Origin of the sequence: Streptomyces sp. NPDC092952, from assembly GCF_044754785.1 — a bacterium.
GTDB lineage: Bacteria > Actinomycetota > Actinomycetes > Streptomycetales > Streptomycetaceae > Streptomyces.
The window spans coordinates 726,156-738,814 of the sequence record NZ_JBIVPT010000002.1 but is presented as its reverse complement, the minus strand read 5'-3'; the positions used below and the strand labels follow the sequence as shown (position 1 = coordinate 738,814).

The window sequence follows — 12,659 nt, the reverse complement described above, 5'->3', positions numbered from 1 at the left end:
CCGTCCGCCCCCCGCCGCCGGCTCCTCACGCCTCGCCGTCCTGCGACTCGTCCGAGGCCCACGGGTCGCGCATCCACAGGTCGTCGGCCGGCAGCGGGGCGAGGAGCTCGGCGAGGGCCTCGTCCAGCCCGAGCAGCTCCGCCTCCGTGCCGGGCGGGACCACCCGCAGCGTCCGCTCCACCCAGGCGGCCACCTGGGCCGACGGCATCTCCAGCAGGGCGTCGCCGTCGGGCGAGGTCAGCGCGACGAAGATGACGTTGCGCCGGTCGACCTTGGTCGGCCAGATCCGCACGTCCCCGTGGCCGCAGGGCCGGAAGACCCCCTCGACCAGCAGATCGCGGGCGAACGTCCAGTGGACCGGGCAGTCGGAGCCGATGTGGAAGGTGACGTGCACGGCGTACGGGTCCGCCGCGCGGTACATCAGCCGGGCGGGTACGGGGATGCTCCGCTCGGGCGACAGGACCAGCTTGAGTTCCAGTTCGCGTTCCACGACGGTGTGCATGAGTACGTCCTTCCGGTGCCGGTGGGCCGGTCCTCTGACCGGCCCGCACAGGGAGAGAGCGCCCTTCCCGCGATCCATTACGCGACTTCCGGAAAAAATTTCCGGGCGGCCGGAGAGCGGCCAAAGCCCCGGAGTGGCCCAGCGGTACGCGGGTGTCTGGTAGATGTGGACCCACTGCAATCAGGCCTCGAAGAGATACGGGACCACGGTGATGAGCGCCCCAACCCCGGCACCCGGTGAAGAACGCCCCCGCGAGGGGTACTACCCCGATCCGTCCATCCCTGGATATGTCCGGTACTGGAACGGTGCCTCGTGGGTGCCCGGCACGAGCCGTCCCGCCCCCCAGCAGGGCGAACCGATGCCTGAGACACCACCCGAGGCGCCCGATCCCGAGCCCGGGCCCGCCGCGCCGGAGCCCGCTGCCGGACCCGCCGCCGGGTCCGCCGCGCGGACGGCCGAGCCGGCCCCGGCGCCGGTGGAGGAGACCGGTCCGGTCTTCCTGGACGAGGGGCCGTCCGGGAACAACCGCCCGGAACCGGCCACCGCCTGGCAGGCCGACGCCTCCCGGCAGACCGGCTTCGGCGGGGAACGCGACCGCCGGGTCTCCTGGGGCGGCACGGCGGACTCCCCGGCCCCGGGCGCACCCGCGACCCCCGCAACCCCCGTGGCCCCGGGCGCCCCTGACGGCCCCGCGGCGCCGGTCGACCCCCGGCGGCCCGCCGCCCCGGCGCCCGCCCCCGCCCCCGCCCCGGCGCCCGCCCCCGCCCCGGCGCCCGCGCCCGCCCCCGCCGCGGCGGCCGGGCCCACCCCGCCCGTCGTACCGGCCCCGGCCCCCGCGCCGGAGCCGGCCCCGGAACCGGCCCCCGGACCGGCCGCGGCCCAGGCGCCCGAGCACACGGTGGCGATCCGGATGACCCGGCCCGCCCGCCGGGACGCCGAACCGGCCTCCTCGGACGGGACGATGTCGATCCGCGCCGTCCCCCCGGGCGCGGCCCCGCAGCCCCCCGCCGCCACCCCCGTACCGAACCAGGCATCCGCACCGCACCGGCCCCCGGCGCAGGGCCAGGTACCGGCCCAGGGCCAGGCCCCCGCCCCCTGGGCGCAGCAGGCCGGTCCCCCCGCCCCGTACGCGGGTCCGCCCGCCCAGCAGTCCCGCCCGCAACTCCCGGCCCAGCAGCAGCACTCCCAGCTCCCGGCACAGCAAGCCGCGCAGCCCCCGCAAGCCCAGCAACCCCACCCGTTCCAGCAGCCCCCGCAGACCGTCCCGCCGCAGTTCGGTGCGCAGGCGGCCGGGCCCGACCAGCCGGTCGTACCGTGGAAGCCGCCGGTCGACGACCCCTTCCAGCAGCTCGCGCGGGCCCAGGCGGCGGCCCGGCCCGCCGGGCTCGGCAAGCGGCTCGCCGCCCGGCTGATCGACTCCGTCGTCCTGATGGCGCTCGTCGGCGCGGCCGGCTTCCCGCTCGTCACCCGGGCGCTGGACCACATCGACGGGAAGATCGAGGCGGCGCGGCGGTCCGGCGAGACGGTCACCGTCTGGCTGGTGGACTCCACCACGGCCGTTCTGTTCGGCGGTGTGCTCGCCGCGTTCCTGGTGCTCGGAGTCCTGCTGGAGGCGCTGCCCGTGGCCAAGTGGGGCCGTACGCTCGGCAAGAAGCTCTGCGGGCTCGACGTGCGGGACATCGAGTCCCACGACACCCCGTCCTTCGGCGCCGCGCTGCGCCGCTGGCTGGTCCACGGCGTGCTGGGCCTGCTGGTGATCGGGGTGGTCGACATGGCGTGGTGCCTGGTCGACCGGCCGTGGCGCCAGTGCTGGCACGACAAGGCGGCGCACACCTTCGTCGCCGGCTGAGGGCTGTCCCGTAATCCCTGACGGATCAGCGGGCGGCCCGGGCGGGCCGGTCCCCCGAACGCACCTGAGCCGTTGCGGGCACCTCCGGACCGGGATGCACTGCCCCCATGAGCAACGATCAGCCGGCGTCCGGTCAGCCGCCCGAGGACGACCCGTTCCTCAAGAAGCCGCATGAGCAGCCGCCGTCATCGGGATCGCCGTACGGCAGCGGCCCGCCCCCGCCCCCGCCGCCGTACGACCCCGGTCCCTACGGCGGCGGCCCGTACGGCGGTGCGGACCCGCTCGCCGGGATGCCCCCGCTGGCGGAGCCGGGCAAGCGCATCCTGGCCCGGCTGATCGACTTCCTGATCATCTCGATCCCGCTCTATCTGATCTCCCTGCCGTGGGGCGGCGCGGTCGAGGTGACCAACGACAACGGCAGCGGCAGCGGGGTCGGCGACGTCTTCAGCCAGACCTACAGCGGGCACCAGCTGATCTGGTCGCTGATCGGCCTGGTCGTCTACGTCGCGTACGACACGTACTTCACGCACAAGGACGGCCGCACCCTCGGCAAGCGGATGCTGAGGATGCGGGTCGCCATGCTCAACGACGGCCGGGTCCCGGACAGCGGTACGTCGTTCCTGCGCGCCGTGGTGCTGTGGCTGCCGGCGCTGCTGTGCTGCCCGTGCCTGTGGTGGCTGATCAACATCGTGCTCATGTTCACCGACAAGCCGTACCGGCAGGGCCTCCACGACAAGGCGGCGAAGACGGTGGTCGTCCAGACGAACTGAGCCTCCGGCACCCGGCCATGACACCCGGTCCGGGGCCGTGGCCTCGTGCCCCGTGGCCGCCCGCCCGGCTCAGCGCCGCAGGGATGACGAGCGGTCCACGGGCTTCGCGGAGGGGGCGGACCCCGGCGCGGGCCCGGCGGCCGGGCCGCGCTCCCCGTCGCGCGCGAGCCCCTCGGCCGCGACGGCCTCGGAGACCGGGTCGGACTGCACGCGCACCGCGTGCCGCCGCGCCCTGGCGCGCCGCGCGGCCGTCGAGGGGGCCGGCCGGGGCACGGTCATGGCCACCAGCAGACCGAGCAGTAACCCGGCCGTACCGGCGACGGCGATCCCGGCGGTCGAATCCGTACGGGAGAGCAGCAGCATCGCGAGGGTCGAGAGGACCACGGTGAGCGAACCGTAGGCGAACTGTGCGGTGGTGGGACGAGGCATGGCGGAATCCGTCCTCGGGGCGACGAAGGCCGGTCGCCCGACACGGTCACCCGGCCAAGCGGCGCGGGAGGACACCCGATCGGCCGGGCATCCCCTACGACGGTGGATGCCCGGGAGCGGCACCGGATAAGCCCGGCCCGCCCCGCGGTTCCGGTGCACGGGGGGCGCACGGAGTCATGTCCGGCCCCGGTTTTGGCCCCTTACGCGCTGGTGCCGCTCACGGCAAGATCTGCCCCGTCGCGTCGTCCGGCACGCACGCTCGCGGCGTTGGTCAAAAGCCCACGTAGCCCGCTACGAGGGCTTCCGGCCGCCTTGCGGTCGCACGCACCGGACGGCGCTCCTTCCGGGCAGACCCCGCCGGTCACGGAACTGGTCACCCGCGCGACCCGCGTCCGGATAGCGGAAGCGTGCTCCTACATAGTGCACTTGGCCTGCACAAGTCAAGATCTGTCTTTTCTCGCTTAACTCCGGTCGAATGTCGTCACTTGTGACGCGTATTCGCGCGCGCGGCCCACACCTCACCCTGGCCGCAGCGGCGAGTGCCGGGGAGGACTGCATCAAGTGACCACAAACAGACGGGCGCTTCGCGCTGCCGCGGTTGTCGTGACCATGGCCGCGACCGTCGCCACGGCCTCGGCCTTCACGGCCCAGGCGGACGACCAGGCGCCGGGCGCCAAGAGCAGCACGGTCGAGCGCCGCGACCCGGGTTCGGCCAAGGGCAACGAGCACGACCTCAAGGGCCCCTTCACCAAGCAGCAGGACGCACAGCGTCAGGCGGCCCTGGAGAAGGTCATATCCGGCGACAAGAAGGTCGCCAAGCGGGACGGCTCCAAGGTCGTCAAGCTCGGCGACAAGAAGTACGTCGAGCTCGGCCGCGAGAAGACCGACAAGATCTTCACGGTCCTGGTCGAGTTCGGCGACAAGGTCGACAACAGCACCATGTACGACCCGGACGGCGAGGGCCCGAAGCCGCCCGTCGTGAAGTACGGCGGCACCCCCGGTCCGCTGCACAACACGATCGCCAAGCCGGACCCGAAGAAGGACAACAGCACCGCCTGGCAGGCCGACTACAACCAGGCCCACTTCCAGGACCTGTACTTCGGCGAGGGCGCGGGCAAGAACTCCCTGAAGACGTACTACGAGAAGACGTCCTCCGGGCGCTACTCGGTCGACGGCGAGGTCTCCGACTGGGTCAAGGTCCCCTACAACGAGGCGCGCTACGGCTCGAACTACTGCGGTTCGACCAACTGCGCCAGCGTCTGGGACATGGTCCGCGACGGCGTGAACGCCTGGGTCGCCGACCAGAAGGCCAAGGGCCGTACGCAGGAGCAGATCAAGACCGATCTCGCCCAGTACGACCAGTGGGACCGGTACGACTACGACAACGACGGCGACTTCAACGAGCCCGACGGCTACATCGATCACTTCCAGATCGTCCACGCCGGCGAGGACGAGTCCGCGGGCGGCGGCGCCGAGGGCACCAACGCCGTGTGGGCCCACCGCTGGTACGCCTACGGCACCGACGCCGGTGCGACCGGCCCGTCCTACAACAAGGCCGGCGGCACCCAGATCGGTGACACCGGCATGTGGGTCGGCGACTACACCGCGCAGCCCGAGAACGGCGGCCTGGGTGTCTTCGCCCACGAGTACGCCCACGACCTCGGTCTGCCGGACCTCTACGACACGACCAACACCGCCGAGAACTCGGTCGGTTTCTGGTCGCTGATGTCGGCGGGCTCCTGGCTCGGCACCGGCAAGGGCGAGATCGGTGACCTGCCCGGCGACATGACCGCCTGGGACAAGCTCCAGCTGGGCTGGCTCGACTACGCCGAGGCCAAGGCCGCGACGAAGTCCACCCACAAGCTGGGCGTCTCGGAGTACAACACCAAGAACAAGCAGGCGCTCGTCGTCACGCTGCCCGAGAAGGCCGTCACCACCTCCGTCACCAAGCCGGCGGAGGGCTCCAAGCAGTGGTGGAGCGACATGGGTGACAACCTGAGCAACACCCTGAGCCGCTCGGTCGACCTGACCGGCAAGTCCAAGGCCTCCCTCGACCTCGCCGGCTGGTGGGACATCGAGAAGGACTACGACTTCCTCTACACCGAGGTGTCGGACAACGGCGGCGCCAGCTGGACCGCGATCGACGGCACGGCCGACGGCAAGGCGATCCCGCGCGACGCCAGCGACAAGCCGGCCCTGACCGACGTCTCCGGCAAGTACCAGAAGCTCTCGTACCCGCTGGACGCCTACGCGGGCAAGAAGATCGACATCCGCTTCCGCTACTCCACCGACGGTGGCGCGGGCGGCGCCGGCTTCGCGGCCGACACCATCGCGGTCACCGCCGACGGTGCCGTGCTCTTCTCGGACAACGCCGAGGGCGACGACAACGGCTGGACCGCCAAGGGCTTCTCCCGCGTCGGCGAGTCCTTCACCAAGGACTACCCGCAGTACTACATCGCGGAGAACCGCCAGTACGTCAGCTACGACAAGACCCTTGAGGTCGGCCCGTACAACTTCGGCTTCTCCCAGACCCGTCCCGACTGGGTCGAGCACTACCCGTACCAGACCGGCCTGATGGTCTGGCTGTGGGACAAGTCGCAGAAGGACAACAACGTCTCGGTCCACCCGGGCCAGGGCCTGATCCTTCCGGTCGACGCCCACGCCAAGCCCCTGAAGTGGGCCGACGGCACGATCATCCGCAACAAGATCCAGCCGTTCGACGCCCCGTTCAGCCGCTTCCGCACCGACGCGTTCACGCTGCACAAGGCGGACGTTCCGGTCCGGATCAAGTCGCAGGCCGGCGTTTCGGCCTTCGACGACCACAAGGGCACGTACTGGTACGCGGAGAACCCGACCGGCAGTGTTCAGGTCCCTGACACGAACACCCGGATCTCGATCGTCAACCAGCCCGCCAGCGGCAAGACGATCACCGTCCAGGTCGGTCCGTCCAAGAAGTAATCTCGCATAACCGCAGGTCAAAGCATGATCGGCCGTCGCCCTCTAGCGGGCGGCGGCCGATCGTGTTTAGGTGCGTCTTGTTCAGATACTTATTGACGCGATGTCTCACGGGGGAGCACGGAGCATGGCAGGCGGCGGATTCTGCACATTGCCGAACGGCAGCGTGGTGGTGGCGATCACGCTGCCCAGCCCGAAGGGCGGGGCGGCGCCGGGGACCCCGGTCCGGGTCCTGGTGCACGCGGCCAACCGGCCCCGCGCCCTGACCCGGCTGCGCAACGCGGGCCTCAGCCCGGTCTACCTCCGGGGCAACGCCGAGCCGCCCACCCCCGACGAGATCACCGCCGTGCTGCACCACCCCGACGGGCTGCTGTGGCGGGCGCGCCCGGAGCGGGCCCAGGAGCTCTGGCACCCGATCCGCGCCCTGCTCCGCCCGGCCCGGGCCGTCCCGGCGCGCGGCACCGCCTGAGGGGCGTGGGACCCGGGGAACGGTCCGGGGCGCACGGGAGAGGGCTCAGACCACCGGCTTGCCGGTGAGCTTCACGCCGGCCCGGCGGAGCTCCTCCAGGGCCCGTTCCGTGGTCTCCTCGGCGACGCCCGCGGTCAGGTCGAGCAGGACGTGCGTGGTGAAGCCCGCCCGGACCGCGTCCAGAGCCGTCGCCCGTACGCAGTGGTCGGTGGCGATGCCCACGACGTCGACCTCGGTGACGTGGTGGGCGTGCAGCCAGTCGGCCGGGCCCGTGCCGTTCTCGTCGATCCCCTCGAAGCCGCTGTACGCGGCCGCGTAGGCACCCTTGTCGAACACCGCGTCGATCGCCCCCGAGGCGACCGCCGGGGCGAAGTTCGGGTGGAAGCCCACGCCCTCCGTTCCGGCCACGCAGTGCGCGGGCCAGGAGTTCTCGAAGTCGGGCCGGTCCGAGAAGTGGTCGCCGGGGTCGATGTGGTGGTCCCGGGTCGCGATCACATGGCGGTACCCGGCCTGGGCGTCACCGATCAGGTCGGTGACGGCGGCGGCGACATCGGCGCCGCCCGCAACGGCGAGGCTGCCGCCCTCGCAGAAGTCGTTCTGAACGTCGACGACGATCAAGGCGCGGTGCATGACGGGTGTCCTTAGCGGGTGGGGGCGGTGGTGGGGGATTCGTTTTCGAGCCTAGGCACTCCGGCCCCGACCCGGGAGGGGGCGGGGCCGAAGTCGTGCCGCTTTCGGTGCCCGGCCGGGCCGGCGCTCAGACGTACTCGGTGGGGATCACCGGCTCGCCCCGCGACAGCTGCACCGCCGACATCGGCAGCCCGGCCCGGGCCGCGATGTGCCGCTCGCGCGCCGCGTCCAGCGGCTCCCGGGCGACCACCTCGCCGCCCCGGACCAGCTCGGCCAGCAGCTGCCGGCCGGCCAGCTCCGCGGGCACCGGGCCGGTGCCGACCACCTCGGCCTCGGCGACCCCGTTCCCGTCCAGCCGGCGCGCGGCCCACTTGCGGCCGCCCATCGACGACTTCGGGCCGAGCGACTTCTTCGCCACCGGGCGCAGCGGCGCGGCGGGGTCGGCGCTGTCGGCGCGGGCGACGAGCTTGTAGACCATCGAGCAGGTGGGCTGCCCGCTGCCGGTCACCAGCTGCGTGCCCACCCCGTACGCGTCGACCGGGGCGGCGGCCAGTGAGGCGATGGCGTACTCGTCCAGGTCGGAGGTGACCACGATCTTCGTCCCGGTGGCGCCCAGCTCGTCCAGCTGCTGGCGGACCCGGTGCGCGACCAGCAGCAGGTCGCCGGAGTCGATCCGTACCGCGCCCAGCTCCGGGCCGGCGATCTCGACCGCGGCCCGGACCGCCTCGGCGACGTCGTACGTGTCGACCAGCAGCGTCGTTCCCCGGCCCAGCGAGTCGACCTGGGCCCGGAAGGCGTCGCGCTCGGTGTCGTGGAGCAGGGTGAAGGCGTGGGCACTGGTCCCGACGGTGGGGATGTTGTAGCGGAACCCCGCCGCCAGGTCGGAGGTGGTGTCGAAGCCGCCGACGTACGCGGCGCGGGCCGAGGCCACCGCGGAGAGCTCGTGGGTGCGGCGCGCGCCCATCTCGATCAGCCCGCGCCCGCCGGCCGCGGCGGACATCCGCGAGGCCGCGGCGGCGATCGCCGAGTCGTGGTTGAGGATCGAGAGGATCACCGTCTCCAGCAGCACGCACTCGGCGAAGGAGCCCTCGACCCGCAGCACCGGCGAGCCGGGGAAGTACACCTCGCCCTCCGGGTAGCCCCAGATGTCGCCGCTGAAGCGGTGGTCGGCCAGCCAGTCGAGCGTGGGCCCGTCGACGATCGAGCGCTCGCGGAGGAAGGTGAGCATCTCGTCGTCGAAGTGGAAGTTCTCCACCGCGTCCAGTACCCGGCCGATGCCCGCGACGACGCCGTAGCGCCGTCCCTCGGGGAGCCGGCGGGTGAAGGCCTCGAAGACCGAGCGCCTCTCGGCCGTGCCGGCCTTCAGCGCCGCCTGCACCATCGTGAGCTCGTACTGGTCGGTGAAGAGCGCGGTCGAGGGCACGCCGACCCGTCGACCAAGGTCCGCAGAGTTCATGTTCCGGATGCTACCCCTATTTCGTCAGAGTGACGAGATCTCGGGTCGTTTGTGCGATGCGCCCTCCCGGGTGGCAGCATGGGGTGGGTGAGTGTCGCCCCCGTAGAGATCGAACGTCCCGAATCGGCCGAGGAGAACCTCGTCGTCCCCGAGCCCGACGTGCCCTGGGTGACGCTGGTCCACAACGACCCGGTCAACCTCATGAGCTACGTGACCTATGTCTTCCAGGCCTACTTCGGCTACTCGAAGGACAAGGCGCGCAAGCTGATGATGGACGTCCACCACAAGGGGCGCGCGGTCGTCTCCAGCGGCAGCCGCGAGGAGATGGAGCGGGACGTGCAGGCCATGCACGGCTACGGGCTGTGGGCCACCCTCAGCCAGGACCGCAACTGACCCGGGCTCCGCGCGCCCCCGTCCCCGCCCCGACCGACCCATCAATCGGAGAAGATCCATGGCCGGCCATTTCGAGGCCACCCCCGGCGGCGGTGCGTCCGTCGTGCTCGACGAGGTGGAGATCGCGATCCTGCGCTCCCTCGCCGTCCAGTTGCTGGAGCTGATCGGCCCCGGCGACGAGCCCGCCGAGGGCGCCGACCCGCTCGCCGCGCTCTTCGCGGAGGGGCCCAGCGAGCCGCCCGCCGACCCTGCCCTGGCCCGCCTCTTCCCCGACGCGTACGGCACCGACGACACCGAACTGCGCGCCGCGTCGGCCGAGTTCCGCCGTTTCACCGAGAACGACCTGCGCGCCCGCAAGCGCACCGACGCCCTCGCCGTCGTCCGCACCCTGGACGCCCTCAAGGCGGACGAGGACGGCGAGGCCGTGCTCGAACTCGACGCCGACGCGTCCCGCAGCTGGCTCGGCACCCTCAACGACCTCCGGCTCACCATCGGCACCCGGCTGGAGATCAGCGAGGAGGACGACGGCGACGCCGGCTCGCTCTACCGGCTCCCCGACAGCGACCCGCGCAAGCCGATGGTCATGGCCTTCCTCTGGCTCGGCGCCCTCCAGGAGACCCTGGTGGGGACGCTGATGTCCTGAGGACCGCCCTTGGGGGGTGTCTGACAAATGCCTGCGGCGTCGCGGGGTCCGGCACGCACGCTCGCGGCGTTGCCGAACCGCCCACGTGGCTCCGCCACGCAGACGCCCCGGCGCCTTGCGATCGCACGCACCGGACCCCGCTCCTTCACCCGCACTCATTTATCAGACACCCCCTAGCGCCGTGGCCGCCCCCGGCCTGCGATCCCCGGCGGACCGGCAAACAGAATGACGAACACCTCACCTGAATGGTCGTTATTACTGCGACTGAGTAGGTTTATCGGCTTTTCCTTGTGCTGACCGCCACATAATTCCCGGTGGGCAGTACGGCGAAAGGCGCGGCGCATGACATCGGCACAGCTCGACGAGGGCCAGGAGGGCCGCCGGGCCCCGGACGCCACGGGGACGGGGACCGGCGCGGCGGCGGGGGAGGGCTACCGGCGCGCCCTCGGCGCCCGGCAGATCCAGATGATCGCCATCGGCGGGGCCATCGGCACCGGACTCTTCCTCGGCGCGGGAAAGGCGATAGCCAAGGCCGGCCCCAGCCTCGTCCTGGCGTACGCGATCGCCGGGCTGGTCGTCTTCTTCATCATGCGGGCCCTGGGCGAACTCCTCATGTACCGCCCGGTGTCGGGCTCCTTCTCCGAATACGCCCGGGAATTCGTCGGCCCCTTTGCCGGATTCGCCACCGGCTGGACGTACTGGCTCTTCTGGGTCGTCACCGGGATCACCGAAGTCACCGCCGCCGCCCAGTACATGACCTACTGGTTCGCCGCCCCGCAATGGGTGTCCGCGCTGGTCTTCACGGTCGTCCTGTACGGCGCGAACCTCATCTCCGTGAAACTCTTCGCGGAAATGGAATTCTGGTTCTCCATGGTGAAGGTCACCGCCATCATCGGCATGATCCTCATCTGCGTCGGCATTCTGACCCTCGGCTTCTCCGAGGCCGGGGAGACCGCCTCGGTCACCCACCTCTGGGCCGACGGCGGATTCTTCCCGCACGGCGTCGGGGGCACCCTGGCGACGCTGCAGATCGTGATGTTCGCCTTCGTCGCCGTCGAACTCGTCGGCGTCACCGCGGGCGAGTCCAAGGACCCCGCGACCGTGCTGCCCAGGGCCATCAACACCGTGCCGTGGCGCATCGCCGTCTTCTACGTCGGCGCCCTGGTCATGATCCTCTCCGTGGTCCCGTGGACCGCGTTCGGCCCCGGCGTCTCCCCGTTCGTCGCCGCCTTCCGCACCATGGGCCTCGGCATCGGCGCCGGGATCGTCAACTTCGTCGTCCTCACCGCCGCGCTCTCCTCCTGCAACTCCGGGATGTACTCCACCGGCCGGATGCTGCGCGACCTGGCCCGCAACGGACAGGGGCCGCGGGGCTTCACCCGGCTCACCCGCGGCGGCACCCCGCTCGCCGGCACCACCTTCTCCGCCGCCCTGATGCTCGTCGGCGTCTGGATCAACTACCGCTGGCCCGGCGACGCCTTCGGCTACGTCGTCTCCTTCGCCACCGTCTCCGGCATGTGGGCCTGGATCATGATCCTGGTCTGCCAGCTCCGCTACCGGCGCCTCGCCGACCGGGGCCTGCTCCCGCGCTCGTCCTTCCGCGCCCCCGGTGCCCCGTACACCAGCGTCTTCGCGCTGGCCTTCCTCGGCCTGGTCGTCGTGATGATGGCCCTCGACGCGGAGACCAGGATCTCGCTGTACTGCGCCCCGCTCTGGGCCGCCCTCCTCGGCGTCGCGTACCGGGTCCTCAAGGCCCGCGACCCCGCGAACCGGGCCTTCGCCCGGAGGTGAGCCGCACCCGCGCTTCCACCATGCGGGCGGCCGCGTTCCACACTCCGGTACGCGGTGGCCCGCATGCCTATCCTGGCGCCATGCTGACCATCACCCAGGCGCTCCACGACCAGATCGTCGCGCACGCCCGCGCCGACCACCCCGACGAGGCGTGCGGCGTGGTCGCCGGACCGGCCGGGACCGGCCGCCCCGAGCGGTTCGTCCCGATGCTCAACGCCGCCCGCTCGCCCACCTTCTACGAGTTCGACTCCGCCGACCTCCTCAAGCTCTACCGCGAGCTGGACGACCGCGACGAGGAGCCGGTGATCATCTACCACTCGCACACCGCGACCGAGGCGTACCCCTCCCGCACCGACGTCACCTACGCCAACGAGCCCGGCGCCCACTACGTGCTCGTCTCCACCGCGGACACCGACGACGCGGGCCCCTTCCAGTTCCGCTCGTACCGCATCGTGGACGGGGAGATCACCGAGGAAGAGGTCCGGGTCGTCGAGGCGTACGAACCCGCCTGACCAGGCCCCGACCGTCGCCGCACGGGTGGACGGGGCCGGGACGCACCCCACCCCCGTCCACCTGGCGAACGGCAGACGTCCGACAGCTGAGATCACACTCGGGATCGCGGACCGGGAATCGATACGATGAGCCCATGGTTTCCCATGACGTGAGCGAGAACACGCCGGGCACACTGCTCGTCGCGCGGCTGCACGTCGACCTGTGCAGGCTGGCCAGCGCGATCTGTCCATGCTGCCCGCCCGCCGGACGCAGGGCCTGA

Annotated in this window: 13 protein-coding genes; 9 read left to right on the top strand and 4 right to left on the bottom strand. The window is 71.7% G+C overall.

Annotated elements, in window-relative coordinates; all coding sequences use genetic code 11:
• Positions 1–25 precede the first annotated feature (25 nt).
• Positions 26–502: an SsgA family sporulation/cell division regulator gene (locus ACIQGQ_RS07195; protein ID WP_402391722.1), complete on the bottom strand. Its 477-nt coding sequence runs from the start codon at positions 500–502 to the stop codon at positions 26–28.
• 211 nt (positions 503–713) lie between these two features.
• Between ACIQGQ_RS07195 and ACIQGQ_RS07190 the strand changes: the two genes are divergently transcribed.
• Together ACIQGQ_RS07190 and ACIQGQ_RS07185 are read left to right on the top strand one after the other, a co-directional pair.
• Positions 714–2,351: an RDD family protein gene (locus tag ACIQGQ_RS07190; protein ID WP_402391720.1), complete on the top strand. Its 1,638-nt coding sequence runs from the start codon at positions 714–716 to the stop codon at positions 2,349–2,351.
• 107 nt (positions 2,352–2,458) lie between these two features.
• Entirely contained in the window at positions 2,459–3,121 is a 663-nt protein-coding gene (locus ACIQGQ_RS07185) for an RDD family protein (protein ID WP_402391717.1), read from the top strand.
• 69 nt (positions 3,122–3,190) lie between these two features.
• Here ACIQGQ_RS07185 and ACIQGQ_RS07180 read toward each other — a convergent pair whose 3' ends face one another.
• Positions 3,191–3,550: a hypothetical protein gene (locus ACIQGQ_RS07180; protein WP_402391716.1), complete on the bottom strand. Its 360-nt coding sequence runs from the start codon at positions 3,548–3,550 to the stop codon at positions 3,191–3,193.
• A gap of 561 nt (positions 3,551–4,111) precedes the next feature.
• Between ACIQGQ_RS07180 and ACIQGQ_RS07175 the strand changes: the two genes are divergently transcribed.
• Positions 4,112–6,508: an immune inhibitor A domain-containing protein gene (locus ACIQGQ_RS07175; RefSeq protein ID WP_402391713.1), complete on the top strand. Its 2,397-nt coding sequence runs from the start codon at positions 4,112–4,114 to the stop codon at positions 6,506–6,508.
• A 124-nt stretch (positions 6,509–6,632) separates the two neighbouring features.
• Positions 6,633–6,974 (top strand): hypothetical protein, encoded by a 342-nt coding sequence (locus ACIQGQ_RS07170; protein WP_402391711.1) that lies wholly within the window; start codon positions 6,633–6,635, stop codon positions 6,972–6,974.
• Positions 6,975–7,019: 45 nt separating this feature from the next.
• Here ACIQGQ_RS07170 and ACIQGQ_RS07165 read toward each other — a convergent pair whose 3' ends face one another.
• Both ACIQGQ_RS07165 and ACIQGQ_RS07160 read right to left on the bottom strand, forming a co-directional pair.
• Positions 7,020–7,604 carry an isochorismatase family protein gene (locus ACIQGQ_RS07165; RefSeq protein ID WP_402391708.1) on the bottom strand — a complete coding sequence of 195 codons (585 nt, stop codon included), beginning with the start codon at positions 7,602–7,604 and terminating at the stop codon, positions 7,020–7,022.
• Between the two features lie 127 nt (positions 7,605–7,731).
• On the bottom strand, positions 7,732–9,060 hold the full coding sequence (locus ACIQGQ_RS07160) for a nicotinate phosphoribosyltransferase (protein ID WP_402391705.1): 1,329 nt from the start codon (positions 9,058–9,060) through the stop codon (positions 7,732–7,734).
• A 78-nt stretch (positions 9,061–9,138) separates the two neighbouring features.
• On the opposite strand from ACIQGQ_RS07160, the gene clpS reads away from it, so the two are divergent.
• The 5 genes from clpS (at position 9,139) to ACIQGQ_RS07135 (ending at position 12,659) form a co-directional block, all read left to right on the top strand.
• Positions 9,139–9,453 (top strand): ATP-dependent Clp protease adapter ClpS, encoded by a 315-nt coding sequence (gene clpS / locus ACIQGQ_RS07155; protein ID WP_366296314.1) that lies wholly within the window; start codon positions 9,139–9,141, stop codon positions 9,451–9,453.
• 58 nt (positions 9,454–9,511) lie between these two features.
• The gene (locus ACIQGQ_RS07150) at positions 9,512–10,096 is read left to right on the top strand and encodes a DUF2017 domain-containing protein (protein ID WP_402391702.1); all 585 of its coding nucleotides are present in this window, start codon (positions 9,512–9,514) and stop codon (positions 10,094–10,096) included.
• Between the two features lie 342 nt (positions 10,097–10,438).
• Positions 10,439–11,887 (top strand): amino acid permease, encoded by a 1,449-nt coding sequence (locus ACIQGQ_RS07145; protein WP_402391699.1) that lies wholly within the window; start codon positions 10,439–10,441, stop codon positions 11,885–11,887.
• A gap of 80 nt (positions 11,888–11,967) precedes the next feature.
• Positions 11,968–12,399: a M67 family metallopeptidase gene (locus ACIQGQ_RS07140; protein WP_366296309.1), complete on the top strand. Its 432-nt coding sequence runs from the start codon at positions 11,968–11,970 to the stop codon at positions 12,397–12,399.
• 134 nt (positions 12,400–12,533) lie between these two features.
• Complete coding sequence (locus tag ACIQGQ_RS07135; RefSeq protein ID WP_366296307.1) at positions 12,534–12,659, top strand: putative leader peptide; 126 nt, start codon at positions 12,534–12,536, stop codon at positions 12,657–12,659.

What these genes read in the sequence shown, in the direction of transcription:
- ACIQGQ_RS07195 (WP_402391722.1), bottom strand. Translation starts at nt 502, where the DNA reads ATGCACACCGTCGTGGAACGCGAACTGGAACTCAAGCTGGTCCTGTCG.
- ACIQGQ_RS07190 (WP_402391720.1), top strand. Translation starts at nt 714, where the DNA reads ATGAGCGCCCCAACCCCGGCACCCGGTGAAGAACGCCCCCGCGAGGGG.
- ACIQGQ_RS07185 (WP_402391717.1), top strand. Translation starts at nt 2,459, where the DNA reads ATGAGCAACGATCAGCCGGCGTCCGGTCAGCCGCCCGAGGACGACCCG.
- ACIQGQ_RS07180 (WP_402391716.1), bottom strand. Translation starts at nt 3,550, where the DNA reads ATGCCTCGTCCCACCACCGCACAGTTCGCCTACGGTTCGCTCACCGTG.
- ACIQGQ_RS07170 (WP_402391711.1), top strand. Translation starts at nt 6,633, where the DNA reads ATGGCAGGCGGCGGATTCTGCACATTGCCGAACGGCAGCGTGGTGGTG.
- ACIQGQ_RS07165 (WP_402391708.1), bottom strand. Translation starts at nt 7,604, where the DNA reads ATGCACCGCGCCTTGATCGTCGTCGACGTTCAGAACGACTTCTGCGAG.
- ACIQGQ_RS07160 (WP_402391705.1), bottom strand. Translation starts at nt 9,060, where the DNA reads ATGAACTCTGCGGACCTTGGTCGACGGGTCGGCGTGCCCTCGACCGCG.
- clpS (WP_366296314.1), top strand. Translation starts at nt 9,139, where the DNA reads ATGGGGTGGGTGAGTGTCGCCCCCGTAGAGATCGAACGTCCCGAATCG.
- ACIQGQ_RS07150 (WP_402391702.1), top strand. Translation starts at nt 9,512, where the DNA reads ATGGCCGGCCATTTCGAGGCCACCCCCGGCGGCGGTGCGTCCGTCGTG.
- ACIQGQ_RS07145 (WP_402391699.1), top strand. Translation starts at nt 10,439, where the DNA reads ATGACATCGGCACAGCTCGACGAGGGCCAGGAGGGCCGCCGGGCCCCG.
- ACIQGQ_RS07140 (WP_366296309.1), top strand. Translation starts at nt 11,968, where the DNA reads ATGCTGACCATCACCCAGGCGCTCCACGACCAGATCGTCGCGCACGCC.
- ACIQGQ_RS07135 (WP_366296307.1), top strand. Translation starts at nt 12,534, where the DNA reads ATGGTTTCCCATGACGTGAGCGAGAACACGCCGGGCACACTGCTCGTC.